The organism is Serratia sp. CoH_134_PS_4 (assembly GCF_058190535.1).
Window position 1 is genome coordinate 59,690 of the sequence record NZ_JBXWKI010000001.1, and the last position, 16,636, is coordinate 76,325.

14 protein-coding genes are annotated in these 16,636 nt (G+C 54.8%); 11 read left to right on the plus strand and 3 right to left on the minus strand.

Features of this window, described 5'->3' with window-relative positions:
- The first annotated feature begins 234 nt into the window (after positions 1-234).
- From AC2FCQ_RS00335 to tcyN, 7 genes are all read left to right on the plus strand, one after another.
- Positions 235-1,296 carry a FliC/FljB family flagellin gene (locus AC2FCQ_RS00335; RefSeq protein ID WP_265553844.1) on the plus strand — a complete coding sequence of 354 codons (1,062 nt, stop codon included), beginning with the start codon at positions 235-237 and terminating at the stop codon, positions 1,294-1,296.
- A 183-nt stretch (positions 1,297-1,479) separates the two neighbouring features.
- The gene (locus AC2FCQ_RS00340; RefSeq protein ID WP_490308147.1) at positions 1,480-2,202 is read left to right on the plus strand and encodes an RNA polymerase sigma factor FliA; all 723 of its coding nucleotides are present in this window, start codon (positions 1,480-1,482) and stop codon (positions 2,200-2,202) included.
- A gap of 58 nt (positions 2,203-2,260) precedes the next feature.
- Positions 2,261-2,770: a flagella biosynthesis regulatory protein FliZ gene (gene fliZ / locus AC2FCQ_RS00345; RefSeq protein WP_037419066.1), complete on the plus strand. Its 510-nt coding sequence runs from the start codon at positions 2,261-2,263 to the stop codon at positions 2,768-2,770.
- 127 nt (positions 2,771-2,897) lie between these two features.
- Entirely contained in the window at positions 2,898-3,890 is a 993-nt protein-coding gene (locus AC2FCQ_RS00350) for a D-cysteine desulfhydrase (RefSeq protein WP_265553841.1), read from the plus strand.
- A 114-nt stretch (positions 3,891-4,004) separates the two neighbouring features.
- The gene (gene tcyJ, locus AC2FCQ_RS00355; protein WP_490308149.1) at positions 4,005-4,805 is read left to right on the plus strand and encodes a cystine ABC transporter substrate-binding protein; all 801 of its coding nucleotides are present in this window, start codon (positions 4,005-4,007) and stop codon (positions 4,803-4,805) included.
- Complete coding sequence (gene tcyL / locus AC2FCQ_RS00360; RefSeq protein WP_209635513.1) at positions 4,805-5,467, plus strand: cystine ABC transporter permease; 663 nt, start codon at positions 4,805-4,807, stop codon at positions 5,465-5,467. Before tcyJ ends, tcyL begins: the two co-directional genes overlap by 1 nt.
- Positions 5,468-5,470: 3 nt before the next feature.
- Complete coding sequence (gene tcyN, locus AC2FCQ_RS00365) at positions 5,471-6,223, plus strand: L-cystine ABC transporter ATP-binding protein TcyN (RefSeq protein ID WP_265553832.1); 753 nt, start codon at positions 5,471-5,473, stop codon at positions 6,221-6,223.
- 31 nt (positions 6,224-6,254) lie between these two features.
- Here the strand turns inward: tcyN and AC2FCQ_RS00370 are convergent, their stop codons facing one another.
- From AC2FCQ_RS00370 to putA, 3 genes are all read right to left on the minus strand, one after another.
- Positions 6,255-6,668 carry a type II toxin-antitoxin system HicB family antitoxin gene (locus AC2FCQ_RS00370; protein WP_209635509.1) on the minus strand — a complete coding sequence of 138 codons (414 nt, stop codon included), beginning with the start codon at positions 6,666-6,668 and terminating at the stop codon, positions 6,255-6,257.
- Between the two features lie 29 nt (positions 6,669-6,697).
- Positions 6,698-6,880, minus strand: coding sequence for a type II toxin-antitoxin system HicA family toxin (locus tag AC2FCQ_RS00375; RefSeq protein WP_265553829.1), 183 nt, complete (start codon positions 6,878-6,880; stop codon positions 6,698-6,700).
- Between the two features lie 149 nt (positions 6,881-7,029).
- A complete protein-coding gene (gene putA / locus AC2FCQ_RS00380) occupies positions 7,030-11,001 on the minus strand; it encodes a trifunctional transcriptional regulator/proline dehydrogenase/L-glutamate gamma-semialdehyde dehydrogenase (RefSeq protein ID WP_490308150.1) in 3,972 nt (1,323 codons plus the stop codon).
- A gap of 568 nt (positions 11,002-11,569) precedes the next feature.
- Here putA and putP point away from each other — a divergent pair.
- The 4 genes from putP (at position 11,570) to efeB (ending at position 16,607) form a co-directional block, all read left to right on the plus strand.
- Entirely contained in the window at positions 11,570-13,054 is a 1,485-nt protein-coding gene (gene putP, locus AC2FCQ_RS00385) for a sodium/proline symporter PutP (RefSeq protein WP_265553825.1), read from the plus strand.
- Positions 13,055-13,296: 242 nt separating this feature from the next.
- Positions 13,297-14,142 (plus strand): iron uptake transporter permease EfeU, encoded by an 846-nt coding sequence (efeU, locus tag AC2FCQ_RS00390; RefSeq protein ID WP_209635501.1) that lies wholly within the window; start codon positions 13,297-13,299, stop codon positions 14,140-14,142.
- Positions 14,143-14,160: 18 nt separating this feature from the next.
- Entirely contained in the window at positions 14,161-15,297 is a 1,137-nt protein-coding gene (gene efeO, locus AC2FCQ_RS00395; protein WP_209635499.1) for an iron uptake system protein EfeO, read from the plus strand.
- A gap of 11 nt (positions 15,298-15,308) precedes the next feature.
- Positions 15,309-16,607 carry an iron uptake transporter deferrochelatase/peroxidase subunit gene (efeB, locus tag AC2FCQ_RS00400; RefSeq protein WP_490308151.1) on the plus strand — a complete coding sequence of 433 codons (1,299 nt, stop codon included), beginning with the start codon at positions 15,309-15,311 and terminating at the stop codon, positions 16,605-16,607.
- Positions 16,608-16,636 lie beyond the last annotated feature (29 nt).

Consider the following 16,636-nt stretch of genomic DNA (forward strand, 5'->3'; position numbering starts at 1 on the left):
GCCCAGTGGAGAAAAAGTTTACCGAAAAAATAAAAAACCGATGGCGCAATAGAAGAGGGAAAAACTGCGTTAATTACCCTATTGCTGAATATGCAAAAAAAAATAAAAAATTTCTAAAGGTTGCAGGGGGAGGGCCGATACCTGATGGGACGGTGGTTGACGCCGTGGGCAAAGCAGCCCGAACCTTTTAACTACGTTGCGAAGATCGCAACTGACTCGTAAGGAAAGCATATAATGGCACAAGTAATTAACACCAACAGCCTGTCTCTGATGGCGCAGAACAACCTGAACAAATCTCAGTCTTCTCTGGGCACTGCGATTGAGCGTCTGTCTTCTGGCCTGCGTATCAACAGCGCGAAAGACGATGCTGCGGGTCAGGCAATCTCTAACCGCTTCACTGCTAACATCAAGGGCCTGACTCAGGCTTCCCGTAACGCCAACGACGGTATCTCTCTGGCGCAGACCACTGAAGGCGCTCTGAACGAAGTTAACGACAATCTGCAGAACATCCGTCGTCTGACTGCACAGGCTCTGAACGGTTCTAACTCCACCAGCGACCTGAAATCCATCCAGGACGAAGTCACTCAGCGTTTGGCTGAAATCAACCGTATCTCCGAGCAGACCGATTTCAACGGCGTGAAAGTGCTGAGCAGCGATCAGAAACTGACCATCCAGGTTGGCGCTAACGACGGTGAAACCATCGATATCGATCTGAAAAAAATCGACGCTAAACAATTGGGTCTGGATACTTTCGACGTTACCACTAAATCTGCAAAAGCGGGTGCTGACATCGCTTCTGGTACTCAGATCTCTGTTGACAGCGACGCCACTGGCGCAACTAAAAAAGCTGCTGATGTGACAGGTCTGGCTACAGGCAAAACTTTGGTTTCCGGTACTGATGCAAACGGCAAATCTGCTTACTTCATCGCGACTAAAGATGCGACTACTGGCGCAACTTCTTACACCAAAGCTGCTGTTGCAGATGACGGTAAAGTGACTGACTCCGGCACTGACGCTGGCGTTAAAAACCCACTGGACACCCTGGACAAAGCACTGTCTCAGGTTGACGGCCTGCGTTCTTCCCTGGGTGCGGTACAGAACCGTTTCGATTCTGTTATCAACAACCTGAACAGCACCGTGAACAACCTGTCTGCTTCTCAGTCTCGTATTCAAGATGCTGACTACGCGACCGAAGTGTCTAACATGAGCCGTGCAAACATCCTGCAACAGGCTGGCACCTCTGTTCTGGCACAGGCTAACCAGTCTACTCAGAACGTGTTGTCCCTGCTGCGTTAATCGACTCTCCTCGATTAACCTGTCGCAAAGAACCCCGCTCCGGCGGGGTTTTTTTATGGTCGCGCGCTGCGTGGATGTTGCATGGCGCAAATAAGGCCTGTTTTGTACGACTGTTCAGCCGATTGGCATTTTGCCCCCTACGGATAATAGCGCTGACTCTCTTATCCGCAGGTTTTAGACATAGTGAGCGATCTGTATACCGCCGAAGGCGTGATGGACAAAAATTCTCTCTGGTTGCGCTACGTACCGTTAGTGCGCCACGAGGCGTTGCGCCTGCAAGTCAGGTTGCCCGCCAGCGTGGAGCTTGACGATCTGCTGCAGGCAGGCGGAATCGGGTTATTGAACGCCGTTGAGCGTTATGACGCCCTGCAAGGAACAGCCTTTACCACCTACGCGGTGCAACGCATCCGCGGTGCCATGCTCGATGAGCTGCGCAGCCGTGACTGGGTGCCGCGCAGCGTGCGTCGCCATGCGCGTGAAGTCGCGCAGGTGATGCGACAACTGGAACAGCGGCTTGGCCGGCCGGCCAGTGAAGTAGAGGTCGCACAGACGCTGGATATGTCACTGGATGAGTACCGTCAAATTCTGTTGGACACCAATAACAGCCAGCTTTTTTCCTACGACGAATGGCGGGAAGAGCATGGCGAAAGCGCGGAACCGCTGCTGGAAGGGCACGAAGAGGCCAATCCGTTACATCATCTGTTGGAGGGGAACCTGCGCCAACGGGTGATCGACGCCATCGAGGCGTTACCGGATCGCGAGAAAATGGTGCTGACGTTGTATTACCAGGAAGAGTTGAATCTGAAAGAGATCGGCGCCGTGCTGGACGTGGGGGAATCGCGTGTCAGCCAATTGCATAGCCAGGCGATTAAACGCCTGCGTGCGCGTCTGGCGAGCGAAAACTGACATGTCTTCAACCGTTACCCTTCAACCTGATCACCATTGCGATAATCGGACTGTCCCTATGCCAGGAATATTATTGAAAAAACGGCCGCTGAGCCGTTATTTGAAAGATTACAAACACAGCCAGACCCACTGTTCCCAGTGTGGCAAGCTATTGGATCGTATGGCCTTAGTGTTTCGCGGCAAGATCATTAACAAAGACGCGATTGCGCGCATGGACCAGCCAATTGATGACCATGTTTGGCTGAATGTGCAAAATGAACTGACCGCGTTGTGCCGTTTCTGCAGCGAGATTTCCTGTAATAGCCATCCGAGCTATTTCGACATTATGGCGTTTAAACAGTACCTGTTTGAGCAGACCGAAATGAGCCACAGCACCATCCGCGAATACGTCGTGCGCTTGCGCCGGTTGGATGAGATGTTGGTGGAGCGCAACTACCCGGCAGACAAGTTCGCCAACAATGCCAGCCATCAGCGCATTATCGAAGAGCTGCCTTCTGCGGCACATAACAATTACCGTATTGCCCTGCGTAAATACGACCAGTATCTCGCCTGGCAAAAAAGCTATTGATCTGCTCTCCCCGGCGCACCAGCCGGGGTTTTCGTCTATCCCCCATCACGAATAAAGAGTGATTATTAAGTCCACATCTGCTAAATCTATCTTTTAGATGTTGATACTTTATTCCCTGGGGGAAGTTGTGAATCTGCAACAACAACTGGCGCAGTTCCCGCGCCTCGATTTTGTCGGCTCTGCGACACCGCTCGAAAAACTGTCTCGCCTTTCAGATTATCTCGGTCGTGAAATTTACATCAAACGTGACGATGTCACGCCGATGGCGATGGGCGGTAACAAACTGAGAAAACTGGAGTATCTGGCTGCTGATGCTTTGCGTCAGGGCGCAGATACGCTGGTGACTGCCGGCGCTATTCAATCTAACCACGTGCGCCAAACGGCAGCGGTAGCGGCCAAGCTGGGCTTGCACTGCGTGGCGTTGCTGGAAAATCCGATCGACACCAAAGAAGAAAACTACCTGACCAATGGCAATCGCCTATTGCTTGGGCTGTTCAATGCGGAAGTGGTGATGTGTGATGCGCTGCACGATCCCCAGCAACAGCTCGCCGATTTGGCGATTCGTCTTGAAGTGCAAGGTTTCCGGCCTTACGTGGTGCCTGTAGGGGGATCTAATGCATTGGGTGCGCTAGGTTACGTCCAGTGTGCACTGGAGATTGCCGAGCAGAGCCGCCGCAGCAACGTCGAATTTAGTTCTATCGTGGTAGCTTCCGGCAGTGCCGGTACACATGCCGGACTGGCGGTTGGCCTGCAGCAACTGTTGCCGGAGGCTGAGCTGATTGGTGTGACCGTATCACGCAAGGTGATTGATCAACTGCCCAAGGTTGAGCTGATCCAAAAAGCGCTGGCCTGTTCGTTAGACATCGACGAACTGAGCCCCATCCAACTGTGGGACGACTACTTTGCGCCGCAGTATGGAATGCCAAATGAAGAAGGCTTGGCGGCGATACAGCTGTTGGCACAGCAGGAAGGGGTGTTATTGGATCCGGTATACACCGGCAAAGCGATGGCTGGCTTGATTGACGGCATTGCCCAACAGCGTTTCCGCGATGACGGCCCGATTCTGTTTATTCATACCGGCGGTGCGCCAGCGCTGTTTGCCTACCACCCGCAGGTGTGAACGCAATCTGTTATTCCATTTTGAACTATATTTATAAGGTTATATTCCTTCATGCAGGCGGTCACACTGTTAAAGTGCTGATATCAAAAAAGATAAACAACAGATGGGGTGTTTATGGTCTTTTCTAAAGTTCGTCGTCAATTGCTAATGGGCGTGATGACCCTGGCACTGACAGCCGGGTTGAGCACGCAAACCTATGCCACCGATAACCTGCTGGAGCAGGTAAAGCATCACGGGACGCTGGTGGTTGGGCTGGAAGGCACCTATCCGCCGTTCAGCTTCCAGGGGGAAGATGGCAAGCTGACGGGCTTCGAAGTGGATTTCGCCAATGCACTGGCACAGCATCTTGGTGTTAAAGCCAAACTAAATCCGACCAAGTGGGACGGTATGCTGGCCTCGTTGGATTCCAAACGTATCGATGTGGTGATCAATCAGGTGACCATTTCTCCAGAACGCCAGAAGAAATACGATTTCTCCACGCCTTACACCGTCTCCGGTATTCAGGCGCTGGTGAAGAAGGGCAATGAAGGCACCATCACCAAGCCGGAAGATCTTAAAGGCAAGAAAGTCGGTGTCGGTCTGGGCACTAACTACGAACAATGGCTGCGCGACAACGTGCAGGGTGTTGACGTGCGTACTTATGATGATGACCCAACCAAGTACCAGGACCTGCGCGTAGGCCGCATCAACGCCATTTTGGTTGATCGTCTGGCCGCATTGGATCTGGTGAAGAAAACCGGTGATACCCTGGCCGTCGCCGGTCCGGCGTTCTCTCGTCAGGAATCAGGCGTTGCGGTTCGCAAAAACAACCCGGAACTGCTAGCCGCGATTAACCAGGCCATTGCCGAGATGCAAAAAGACGGCACGATGGCGAAGATTTCTGAGAAATGGTTTGGCGCGGACGTAACTAAATAATGCACGAAAGTATCCAACTGGCGCTGGATTCAGCGCCATTTTTATTGCGGGGCGCGATACTCACTCTCCAGCTCAGCCTGGGGGGCATGGCGCTTGGCTTACTGCTCGGTTTTGTGCTGGCGCTGATGCGCCTTTCGCCGTTATGGCCGCTGTCGTGGCTGTCGCGCATTTATGTGTCGCTGTTCCGCGGCACGCCGTTGATCGCGCAGCTATTCATGATTTACTACGGTTTGCCGCAGTTCGGTATCGAGTTTGATCCCTTCCCGGCGGCGTTGATTGGCCTGTCGCTCAATACGGCAGCCTATACCTCAGAAACCCTGCGAGCGGCAATTTCGTCGATCGAAAAAGGGCAGTGGGAAGCCGCGGCCAGTATCGGTATGACCCGCTGGCAAACGCTGCGCCGGGTGATCTTGCCGCAGGCGGCGCGTACCGCATTACCGCCATTGGGCAACAGCTTTATCGGCCTGGTGAAAGACACCTCGCTGGCGGCGACCATTCAGGTGCCGGAGCTGTTCCGTCAGGCGCAGCTGATTACCTCGCGCACGCTGGAAGTCTTTACCATGTATTTGGCGGCGTCGTTGATTTATTGGGTGATGGCGACGTTGCTCTCAGCGCTGCAAAACCGTCTGGAAGCCCACGTAAACCGCCAGGATCAGGAGTAATGCATGAGTGCCATTGAAGTAAAACAATTGACCAAGAAATTCAAAGGTCAAACGGTGCTACATGGGATTGATCTGGAGGTCGGTACGGGTGAGGTGGTCGCGATTATCGGGCCCAGCGGCTCGGGTAAAACCACGTTGCTGCGTTGTATCAACCTGCTGGAAGTGCCGGATTCGGGCACTATTCAGGTTGGTGATATTAAAATCGACAGTTCAAAACCGCTGAGCAAACAGAAAACCTTGGTGCGTGCTTTACGCCAACAGGTGGGCTTTGTGTTCCAGAACTTCAATTTATTCCCGCATCGTTCGGTGTTGGAGAACATTATTGAAGGCCCGGTCATCGTTAAAGGTGAATCAAAGACTACGGCTGAACAACGTGCACGGGCACTGTTGGCCAAAGTGGGTTTGAACGGCAAAGAGTCGGCCTATCCGCGTCGTCTCTCTGGTGGGCAGCAACAGCGGGTGGCGATTGCCCGTGCGCTGGCGATGCAACCGGAAGTGATCCTGTTTGATGAACCGACCTCCGCGCTCGATCCCGAGCTGGTGGGCGAGGTGCTCAACACCATTCGTTCGCTGGCGGAAGAAAAGCGCACCATGGTGATTGTGACGCATGAAATGAGCTTTGCCCGCGATGTGGCCGACCGCGCCATCTTTATGGATCACGGTCGCATCGTTGAGCAAGGTCCAGCGAAAGAACTGTTCGCTAACCCGCAACACCAACGCACTCAACAATTCCTCGATAAGTTTTTGAATCAGTAAGAAGGGGGGCATTTTGCCCCCTGGCTCTCGACTAACCGACTTTCAATAATTCATTACGGGCAGCTGCGGCCAAAAAGGCACTGCGGCTACCGTAGCCCGGATGCTGTTGTACCAGTGAATCGATCCGGTTCAGCAGACGATGCGGCAGGGTGATATTGATGCGTTCCGCACGCCCATCGAACTTATCCATATTGATATCGACCAACAGCCACTGCCCGCCGTTCAGGCTGTCGTTATCCTGTGCCAGATGGAAGGAAACAGCCTGCGGATGCGGAATGGGCTGGTTGTCTTCGCTCAGGAGTTCGAAATGCGCATCCAGTGCGTTTTTGGCGTCCTCAAAGGCTTTGTCGAGGGTATCACCGGCAAAATAGCAGCCCGGCACATCGGGGAAGAAACCGCTGGCGCTGCCGTCGTGTTCTGAATGTACATAAGCAGGGTAGAACATAATTTTTCCTGTTAACTTAAGGTGCTCTGTCAGCACAGTCCGGCATCTTTCATGATTTGGCGCAGTGTCCCTGGTTTCAGATCTTTACGCGGGTGTGGAACGGTGATCACCAGGCGGGATCTCGGGTGTTTAAACTGATGATGGCTTCCCTTTATTCGCTCTAAAACCCAACCTTCCCGTTCTAACAGCCCGATCAGTTCTGAACTTTTCACGCACTTACCATCCCTTAATGATACACACCATACACACTCATTGGCAACGAGATTGATACGCTAGCGTTCTGCTGTGGTACAGACAATAAAAAACCCTGCATGAGTGCAGGGTTTGCGGGAAGGTTCGCAGATTGGAGGCGTGCTACCGATTAACCGATCGTCATCAGGCTGGCGTTGCCGCCGGCGGCGGCGGTATTCACGCTCAGCGAGCGTTCTATCAGCAGGCGCTCCAACAGGATATTGGTTTCGCCGTGGGCAAAGCCCTGCACTGACACGATTGCACCGCTGCGCTGGGCGATTTGTTCACACAGGATACGCAACTGATCGGCGTCGCCGTGGTAAATGGCGGCGTCGAATTCGACCTTATCCTGCTGCCAATCTTTGCTGAAGCTGATGCTGGCCTGAACGGCTGCCGGCAGGCGGCGATACAGGCTGCGTTGCAGCTCGGCTTCTGGCCACAACACGCTGCTGCCTACTGCCAATACCGCCGCCAACTGCGTCAAGGCATCGGCCTCGTTATCGGCCAGGCACAGAACTCGCTCACGCGGTAGCAGGGCATAAGTATTGCGTTCGCCGGTCGGGCCTGGCAGAGGACGCATGGTGCCACCTTGGCCCAATTCGGCGTAACGCTGTGCCAAGGCAACCAGTTCCGGTTGTTTATCGGCCATTGCCCATTGTTCCAGCGCGTGATGTGCTTTTAGCAGCTGTGGTCGTGCGGTGGCTTCCAGCGGGCGTTCGTCATCCTGACGGTTTAGGGTGCGTTGTACGGCGTCATCCGGGCGGTTAGCCAGCAAACGATACAGGTACAGCGGACCACCAGCTTTCGGACCGGTGCCGGACAGGCCTTCGCCGCCGAACGGCTGCACGCCGACGACTGCACCGACCATGTTGCGGTTGACGTACAGGTTACCGACCTTGGCGCGCTCAGTCACGCGGGCAATGGTCTCATCAATACGCGTGTGGATACCCAGCGTCAGGCCATAACCGGCGGCGTTGATCTGATCGACCAGCGACTCCAGATTGGTGCGTTGGAAGCGGACCACGTGCAGCACTGGGCCGAAGATCTCTTTTTGCAGCTCATCAAAGCTGTCCAGTTCGATCAGCGTTGGTTTGATGAAGGTGCCGCGTGACCACTCTTTCTCATCCTGCGCATTGCCTTTCGCTGCCTGATAAACCTTGCGGCCTTTGGCGCGCATCGCCTGGATATGGCGTTCGATACCGGTTTTGGCATCGGCATCGATCACCGGACCGATATCGGTAGACAGGCGTTCCGGGTTACCCATGCGGCACTCGGCCATCGCACCGCGCAACATTTGCAACGTGTGATCTGCCACGTCTTCCTGAATGCACAGGATACGCAGGGCAGAGCAACGCTGGCCAGCGCTGTCGAAAGCGGAAGCGACTACGTCGGTTACGACCTGTTCAGTCAGCGCCGAAGAGTCCACGATCATGGCGTTCAGGCCGCCCGTTTCGGCGATCAACGGGGTTGGACGCCCTTGCGGATCCAGACGGCCGGCGATGCTGCGCTGCAGGATACCGGCGACGTCGGTAGAACCGGTAAACATCACACCGCGGACGCGGGCATCGTTAACCAGTACCGAACCAACGCTCTCGCCCTGGCCTGGCAGCAGTTGCAGCACGCCTTGCGGAATACCGGCTTCCAACAGAATACGCACGGCCTGCGCGGCAACCAGTGGGGTTTGTTCTGCCGGTTTGGCCAGCACGCTGTTGCCTGCTGCCAGTGCCGCGGCAATCTGGCCGGTGAAGATTGCCAGTGGGAAGTTCCACGGGCTGATACAGACGACCGGGCCCAGTGGGCGATGGCTGTCATTGGCGAAGTCATCACGTACCTGGCCTGCGTAGTAATGCAGGAAATCGACCGCTTCACGGACTTCTGCGATGGCGTTATTAAAGGTTTTACCGGCTTCGCGTACCAGAATACCCAGCAGGCTCTGCAACTGACCTTCCATCAGTTCAGCGGCGCGTTCAAGGATCGCGGCGCGTTCGGACGGTGGGGTAGCAAACCAGATTGGGCCGGCGGCGGCGGCGGCATCAAGCGCCCGGCTGACTTCCGCTTCGGTGGCTTCACGTACGTAACCGACGACATCGCCCGGTTCGGCAGGGTTAATCACCGGTTGCTCAACACCTTGATCCAGCTCAGCGTCGATAATTGGCTCTGCGCGCCATGGATGCGTGGCGCTGGTCAAGAGTGCGCTGGACAAGGAGGCCAGACGCTGTTCGTTGGACAGATCCAGGCCGCTGGAGTTGGTGCGTTTCTCGCCGTACAGTTCGCGTGGTAGCGGGATGCGTGGATGCGACAGGCCAATTTGACCTTCCGTCGCAGCCAGAGCTTCGACTGCGCTGACAGGATCGGCAACCAGCTCGTCGAGCGGCAGCGTGGCGTCGGCGATGCGGTTAACGAATGAGGTATTGGCGCCGTTTTCCAATAGGCGACGTACCAGATACGCCAGCAGCGTTTCATGGGTGCCGACCGGGGCATAAATACGGCAAGGGCGGTTCAGCTTACCGTCAGCCACTTTACCCACGACTTGCTCATACAGGGGTTCACCCATGCCGTGCAGGCATTGGAACTCATACTGACCTGGGTAGTAGTTATTGCCCGCCAAATGGTAAATGGCGCTCAGGGTATGGGCATTGTGAGTAGCGAACTGTGGGTAAATCAAATTTGGCACAGCCAACAGTTTGCGCGCGCAGGCCAGATAGGAAACGTCGGTGTAGACCTTGCGGGTATATACCGGATAGCCCTCCAGACCGTCCATTTGGGCGCGTTTGATCTCGCTGTCCCAGTAAGCGCCTTTCACCAGACGGATCATCAGACGGCGGCGGCTGCGTTGTGCCATGTCGATCACCGCATCGATGGCGAACGGGCAACGTTTCTGATAGGCCTGGATAACGAAACCAATGCCGTTCCAGCCTGCCAATTGTGGCTCAAAGCACAGCTTTTCCAGCAGATCGAGTGAGATTTCCAGACGGTCGGCTTCTTCGGCATCGATGTTAATGCCGATGTCATATTGGCGCGCTTGTAGCGTCAGTGACAATAGGCGCGGGTAAAGCTCTTCCATGACGCGTTCGTACTGCGCGCGGCTGTAGCGCGGGTGCAGTGCAGAAAGCTTGATCGAAATACCCGGGCCTTCATAGATGCCACGGCCGTTGGAAGCTTTGCCGATCGCGTGGATGGCTTGCTGGTAGGACACCAGATAAGCCTGGGCGTCAGCTTCGGTCAGGGCAGCTTCACCCAACATGTCGTAAGAGTAGCGGAAACCTTTATCTTCCAGCTTGCGGGCGTTAGCCAGCGCTTCGGCGATGGTTTCACCGGTAACGAATTGTTCACCCATCAGGCGCATCGCCATATCCACGCCTTTGCGGATCAGCGGCTCACCGCTTTTGCCGATAATACGGTTCAATGAGCGAGACAGGTTAGCTTCGTTATGGGTCGACACCAGTTTGCCCGTAAACAGCAGGCCCCAGGTGGCGGCGTTAACAAACAGAGACGGGCTGCGGCCGAGGTGGGAATGCCAGTTGCCGTTGCTGATTTTGTCGCGGATCAGCGCATCACGGGTTGGCTTATCTGGAATACGCAGCAGGGCTTCTGCCAGGCACATCAACGCAACGCCTTCCTGTGAGGAAAGCGAGAACTCTTGCAGCAAACCTTGCACCATCCCGGCGCGGCCGTTTGCACTTTTTTGGTTACGCAATTTTTCTGCGATGCTGTAAGCCATCTTATGGGTAGCTTTGGCAAGATCGGCAGGTAATCGCGCTTGTTCAAGTAACATCGGCACCGCTTCGGTCTCAGGGCGGCGATAAGCCGCCGTGATGGCAGCGCGGTTAACCGACTGGGGCAGAATCTGTTCTGCAAATTCAAGGAATGGCTGGTGGGACTCTTCTTGCACTTGCGGCATAATGTCGTCCGCTTCGGCCTGGCCGGCGGCGGCAAGTGCAGGAATTTCAGGAATATCGGAACCGTTCTCGAGACGTTCGAGATAATTAAAGATGGCTTGTTTGATCAGCCAGTGTGGCGTGCGATCGATACGCTGTGCTGCGCTTTTGATGCGATCGCGCGTTGCCTCGTCGAGCTTCACGCCCATTGTGGTAGTGCCCATGCCAATCCAACTCCTGTGTTTAAGAACCTATCCCATCAGGCTATACACACTGCGGGCCAAATAGCCTGTGGGGATAGGTTCGTGCGTTGTGTGCTGTGATGAATGCAGACAATATCCTGCATGTTGCAACTTTGTGCAACCTTGTTAAATCAAGCTGATGAGCGAAGTGTGAGTTTCATCAGTTTTTTAACATCGATAACCGGCACGGTTCTTGCTGCTGCTTTTGACAGACAGGATAAACAACGGGGGTGAATAGGGTATTTAGGCGTGTTATCCCCAGTAATTTCAGGGGTAAGGCCGCGTTTGTATGAGGTGCAACTCTTTCGGGGTGTGGCTGGTGCAACTTTGAGAGCGGTTAAATGTGACGCAGGGTAAACTTTGTGTAACTTTGTTGTTAAATGTCTTGTTGGGTAATGAAAAGGTCAACTAGGATAGCCAGCGGTCAGACAATTACGGGTGGAAACTATATTTCACCTGCGGGGTGTCCGCATTTCGCCACGTTCCGGCGGATTGGCAAGCAGTAACTATCGCAATACAGCGCGAAATAATAATGAGAGTGGAGAATTTCATGACAATGAGCACACCAATGCTGGTGACTTTCCTGGTGTATATCTTCGGGATGGTGTTAATCGGCTTACTTGCCTACCGGGCAACCAATAACTTTGACGACTACATTCTGGGCGGTCGTAGCTTGGGTAGCGTAGTGACCGCGCTCTCTGCCGGCGCATCAGATATGAGCGGCTGGTTGCTGATGGGCCTGCCGGGCGCCATCTTCCTGTCCGGCATTTCAGAAAGCTGGATTGCCATTGGCCTGACGATCGGCGCTTACTTTAACTGGAAACTGGTGGCGGGGCGGCTGCGTGTTCACACCGAGGCCAACAATAACGCCCTAACGTTACCGGATTATTTCACTAGCCGTTTTGAAGACAGCAGCAAGATGTTGCGGGTGATTTCAGCCATTGTCATCCTGGTATTCTTCACCATCTATTGTGCCTCCGGTATCGTGGCCGGCGCGCGCCTGTTCGAAAGCACCTTTGGGATGAGCTACGAAACGGCGCTGTGGGCCGGCGCTGCTGCCACTATCCTTTATACCTTTATTGGCGGTTTCCTGGCGGTGAGCTGGACTGACACCGTACAGGCCAGCCTGATGATTTTCGCGCTGATCTTGACGCCGGTGATTGTAATCTTTGCCGTTGGGGGTATCGACACGTCAATGCTGGTGATTGAGGCGAAGAATCCGGCCAATATCGACATGCTGAAAGGCCTGAACTTTGTGGCCATTCTTTCGCTGCTGGGTTGGGGCTTGGGGTATTTCGGTCAACCACACATTCTGGCGCGTTTCATGGCCGCAGACTCTCACCGCACTATCCGCAGCGCACGCCGTATCAGCATGACCTGGATGATTCTGTGTCTGGCTGGCACCATTGCCGTTGGTTTCTTCGGCATTGCCTACTTCGCCAACAACCCGGAATTGGCGGGTAATGTGTCGCAGAACGGCGAACGCGTGTTTATCGAACTGGCGATGATTCTGTTCAACCCGTGGGTTGCGGGCATTCTGCTGTCGGCGATTCTGGCGGCCGTAATGAGCACCCTGAGCTGCCAACTGCTGGTTTGTTCAAGTGCCATTACCGAAGACCTGTACAAAGCCTTCCTGCGCAAAGGTGCCAGCCAACGTGAGCTGGTGTGGGTAGGGCGTATCATGGTGCTGGTCGTGGCGTTGGTGGCTATCGCACTGGCAGCAAACCCGGAAAACCGCGTATTGGGTCTGGTGAGCTACGCGTGGGCCGGTTTCGGCGCGGCCTTTGGCCCGGTCGTCCTGATCTCTGTGATGTGGTCACGCATGACGCGTAATGGCGCATTGGCCGGTATGCTGGTGGGAGCGGGCACCGTGATCGTCTGGAAACACTTTGCCTGGTTGGGGCTGTATGAAATTATCCCTGGCTTCCTGCTTGGCTGCGTCGCTATCGTCGTGGTGAGCCTGATGGGGCGCAAACCTTCGACGACCATTACCGAACGTTTCGAACAGGCTGAAGCCGAGTTCAAAACCGTTTAACGCTCTCGTCGTGCAAGACCAAAGGACGCTTAATGCGTCCTTTGTCATTTCTCGCCTTGCTGCCCTCTGCCTGAAACAACTGGCGACATTTGATTAGAAAAAATCACCCTTGCCGCTCTTGTATTTCCGCCAGCCAGAATGATAATCACTATCGTTGTGTTTTACTTTTCTTTACATTGGCGTTGCCGCCGTTTCGGCGTGCGGGCGCTTTGCAGCAGATGCCTTTTTAGGGGTTATTACTTATGTTTGTTCCCTTCCTTATCATGTTCCGTGAGGGGTTGGAGGCTGCGTTAATCGTCAGCCTGATCGCCAGCTACCTAAAACGCACGCAGCGGGGTCAATGGCTAGGTGTGGTATGGATAGGGGTGATTGTTGCCGCTGCCCTGTGCCTGGCGCTTGGCATTTTCATCAATGAAACCACCGGTGAATTCCCCCAGAAGCAGCAAGAACTGTTCGAGGGCATTGTCGCCGTGGTGGCCGTGTTTATCCTGACTTATATGGTGTTCTGGATGCGTAAAGTGTCCAAGTCGGTCAAGGTGCATCTGGAAGGGGCGATCGACAATGCGCTCAACTCCGGCAAAGGCCAGGGCTGGGCGCTGGTGGCGATGGTGTTCTTTGCCGTTGCCCGCGAAGGGCTAGAGTCGGTGTTCTTCCTGCTGGCGGCCTTCCAGCAAGACGTGGGGATTGCGGCCCCGATCGGTGCGGTGCTGGGCCTGGTTGCCGCGATCATTCTGGGCATGGTGATCTACTGGGGCGGTGTGAAGCTGCACCTGGCCAAATTCTTCAAATGGACCAGCCTGTTTATTCTGTTCGTTGCTGCCGGTCTGGCCGCAGGCGCGATTCGTGCTTTCCACGAGGCCGGGCTGTGGAACCATTTCCAGGATATTGCCTTCGATTTCAGCAACCACCTTTCAACCCATTCACTGTTTGGCACCCTGCTTGAGGGGATCTTCGGCTACCAGGAAGCACCGACGGTGAGTGAAGTGGTGGTCTATTTCTTGTATCTGATCCCGGCTCTGATTTTCTTTTTCCTGCCGCAGCGTGCGGAACCGGCTGCGGTTTCGGCGCAACGTAAAATCAATCATTAATTTAAGAGGGAATCTTGTATGTCTACTCCGTTATTCCGCCGCAAGGCGTTGCACGCAGCATTACTGGCTCTCCCGGCGTTCGCGCTGAGCACCAACGCCTTAGCGGCGGACGTGCCGCAGGTAAAGATAACCGTAAACGACAAACAGTGTGAGCCGATGCAATTGACCGTGCCGGCCGGTAAAACCCAATTTGTGGTGCACAACACCAGCCAGAAAAACGTTGAATGGGAAATCCTGAAAGGGGTGATGGTGGTGGAAGAGCGCGAGAATATCGCGCCGGGCTTCACTCAGAAAATGACGGCCAATCTCGATGCGGGTGAGTACGACATGACCTGCGGCCTGCTCAGTAATCCGAAGGGTAAATTGATCGTGACGGCTGCTGCCGGCGCGGCCACTGACGGCAAACCTAATGCGATGGATTTGGTTGGGCCGATTGCTGAATATAAAGTTTACGTGACCAAGGAAGTGGAAGGGCTGGTCAAACAGACCAAACTGTTCACCGATGCGGTAAAAGCCGGCAACGTGGAGCTGGCGCGCAAACTCTATGCCCCGACACGTCAACACTACGAGCGCATTGAACCTATTGCTGAGCTGTTCTCTGATCTGGACGGCAGTATCGATGCCCGTGAAGATGATTACGAGAAGAAAGCGGAAGATCCGAAATTCACCGGTTTCCACCGTCTGGAAAAAGCGCTGTTTGCCGACAACACCACCAAAGACATGAGCAAATACGCGGAGCAACTGTATAACGACACCGTTGAACTGCAAAAACGCGTGAACGATTTGACCTTCCCGCCAAGCAAAGTGGTCGGTGGTGCAGCCGGTTTGATCGAGGAAGTGGCCGCGAGCAAAATCAGTGGTGAAGAAGATCGTTATAGCCGTACTGATCTGTGGGACTTCCAGGCCAACGTCGACGGTGCACAAAAAATTGTGAACCTGCTGCGCCCGCTGTTGGTTAAGGCCAACAAGCCGTTGTTGGACAAGATTGACGCCAACTTCAAAACTGTGGATACCATCTTGGCGAAATATAAAACCAAAGAGGGTTATGAGTCTTACGAGAAGCTGACGGATGCCGATCGCAAAGCCATGAAGGGGCCAATCACCACCCTGGCGGAAGACCTGTCACAACTGCGTGGCGTTCTGGGTCTGGATTGAGGCAAAGCACTATGAGTAACAAGATCGGCCCGGAAAACGGGCCGCATCAGCAACCCCAGGGCGCGGCGTCACCGTCGCGTCGGCGTTTGCTGCAAGGGTTAGGGCTCGGCGTTTTGGCGTTGGGCAGCAGCCGTTTGGCTCAGGCAAAAGATAGCGCCGCTGAACCGCTGGCGGTACCGCAGGATGAACGTTGGCAGAAGCAACCCTTCTATGGTGTACATCAGGCCGGTATTCTCACCCCGCAGCAGGCGGCAATGATGCTGGTGGCGTTCGACGTACTGGCAAGCAACAAGCAGGATTTGGAGCGGCTATTTCGGCTGCTGACCACCCGCATTGCCTTTTTGACCACGGGCGGGAAGGCCCCGGAGGTTGATCCCAAGCTGCCACCGCTCGATTCGGGCATTATGGGGCCGGAGATTTATCCCGATAACCTGACCATCACCGTGTCGGTTGGGACCTCGTTGTTCGACGAGCGTTTCGGTCTGCAGGCGCACAAACCGCTGCGATTGCAGAAAATGACGCGTTTCCCCAACGATTCATTAGATGCCAGCCTGTGCCACGGCGATTTGGTGTTGCAGATTTGCGCGAATACCAATGAGACGGTGATCCATGCATTGCGTGACATTATCAAGCATTCGCCGGATCTGCTCAGCGTGCGCTGGAAGCGCGAAGGATTTATATCCGCTCATGCTGCCCGCAGCAAAGGCAAAGAAACGCCGATCAACCTGTTGGGCTTTAAGGACGGTACCGCCAACCCGAAAACCGACGACAAACCGCTGATGGACCAGGTGGTGTGGGTGGCTGACAACGCCGGGGAACCTGCGTGGGCGGTGGGGGGCAGCTATCAGGCTGCGCGTATTATCCGCTTCCACGTCGAGTTCTGGGACCGCACACCGTTACAGGAACAGCAAACCATCTTTGGGCGCGAGAAGCACAGTGGTGCGCCGCTTGGCATGAAGCATGAGCATGACGAGCCGAACTACGCCCAAGATCCCGAGGGCAAAATGATCCCGATGGATGCGCACATCCGTCTGGCGAACCCGCGTACGCCACAAACGCAGAGCAATTTGCTGTTGCGCCGTGGTTACAGCTATTCGATCGGCGTATCCAATTCCGGCCAGTTGGAAATGGGGCTGCTGTTTGTGTGCTACCAGGCCGATCTGGAAAAAGGCTTCCTGACGGTGCAAAAACGCCTGAACGGCGAGGCACTGGAAGAGTATGTCAAACCTATCGGTGGCGGCTATTTCTTTGCGCTGCCGGGGGTAAAAGACGCCAATGATTACCTGGGTAGCGGGCTGCTAAAGGCATAAATTACATCTCATTGGGCGGGGACTTCCCC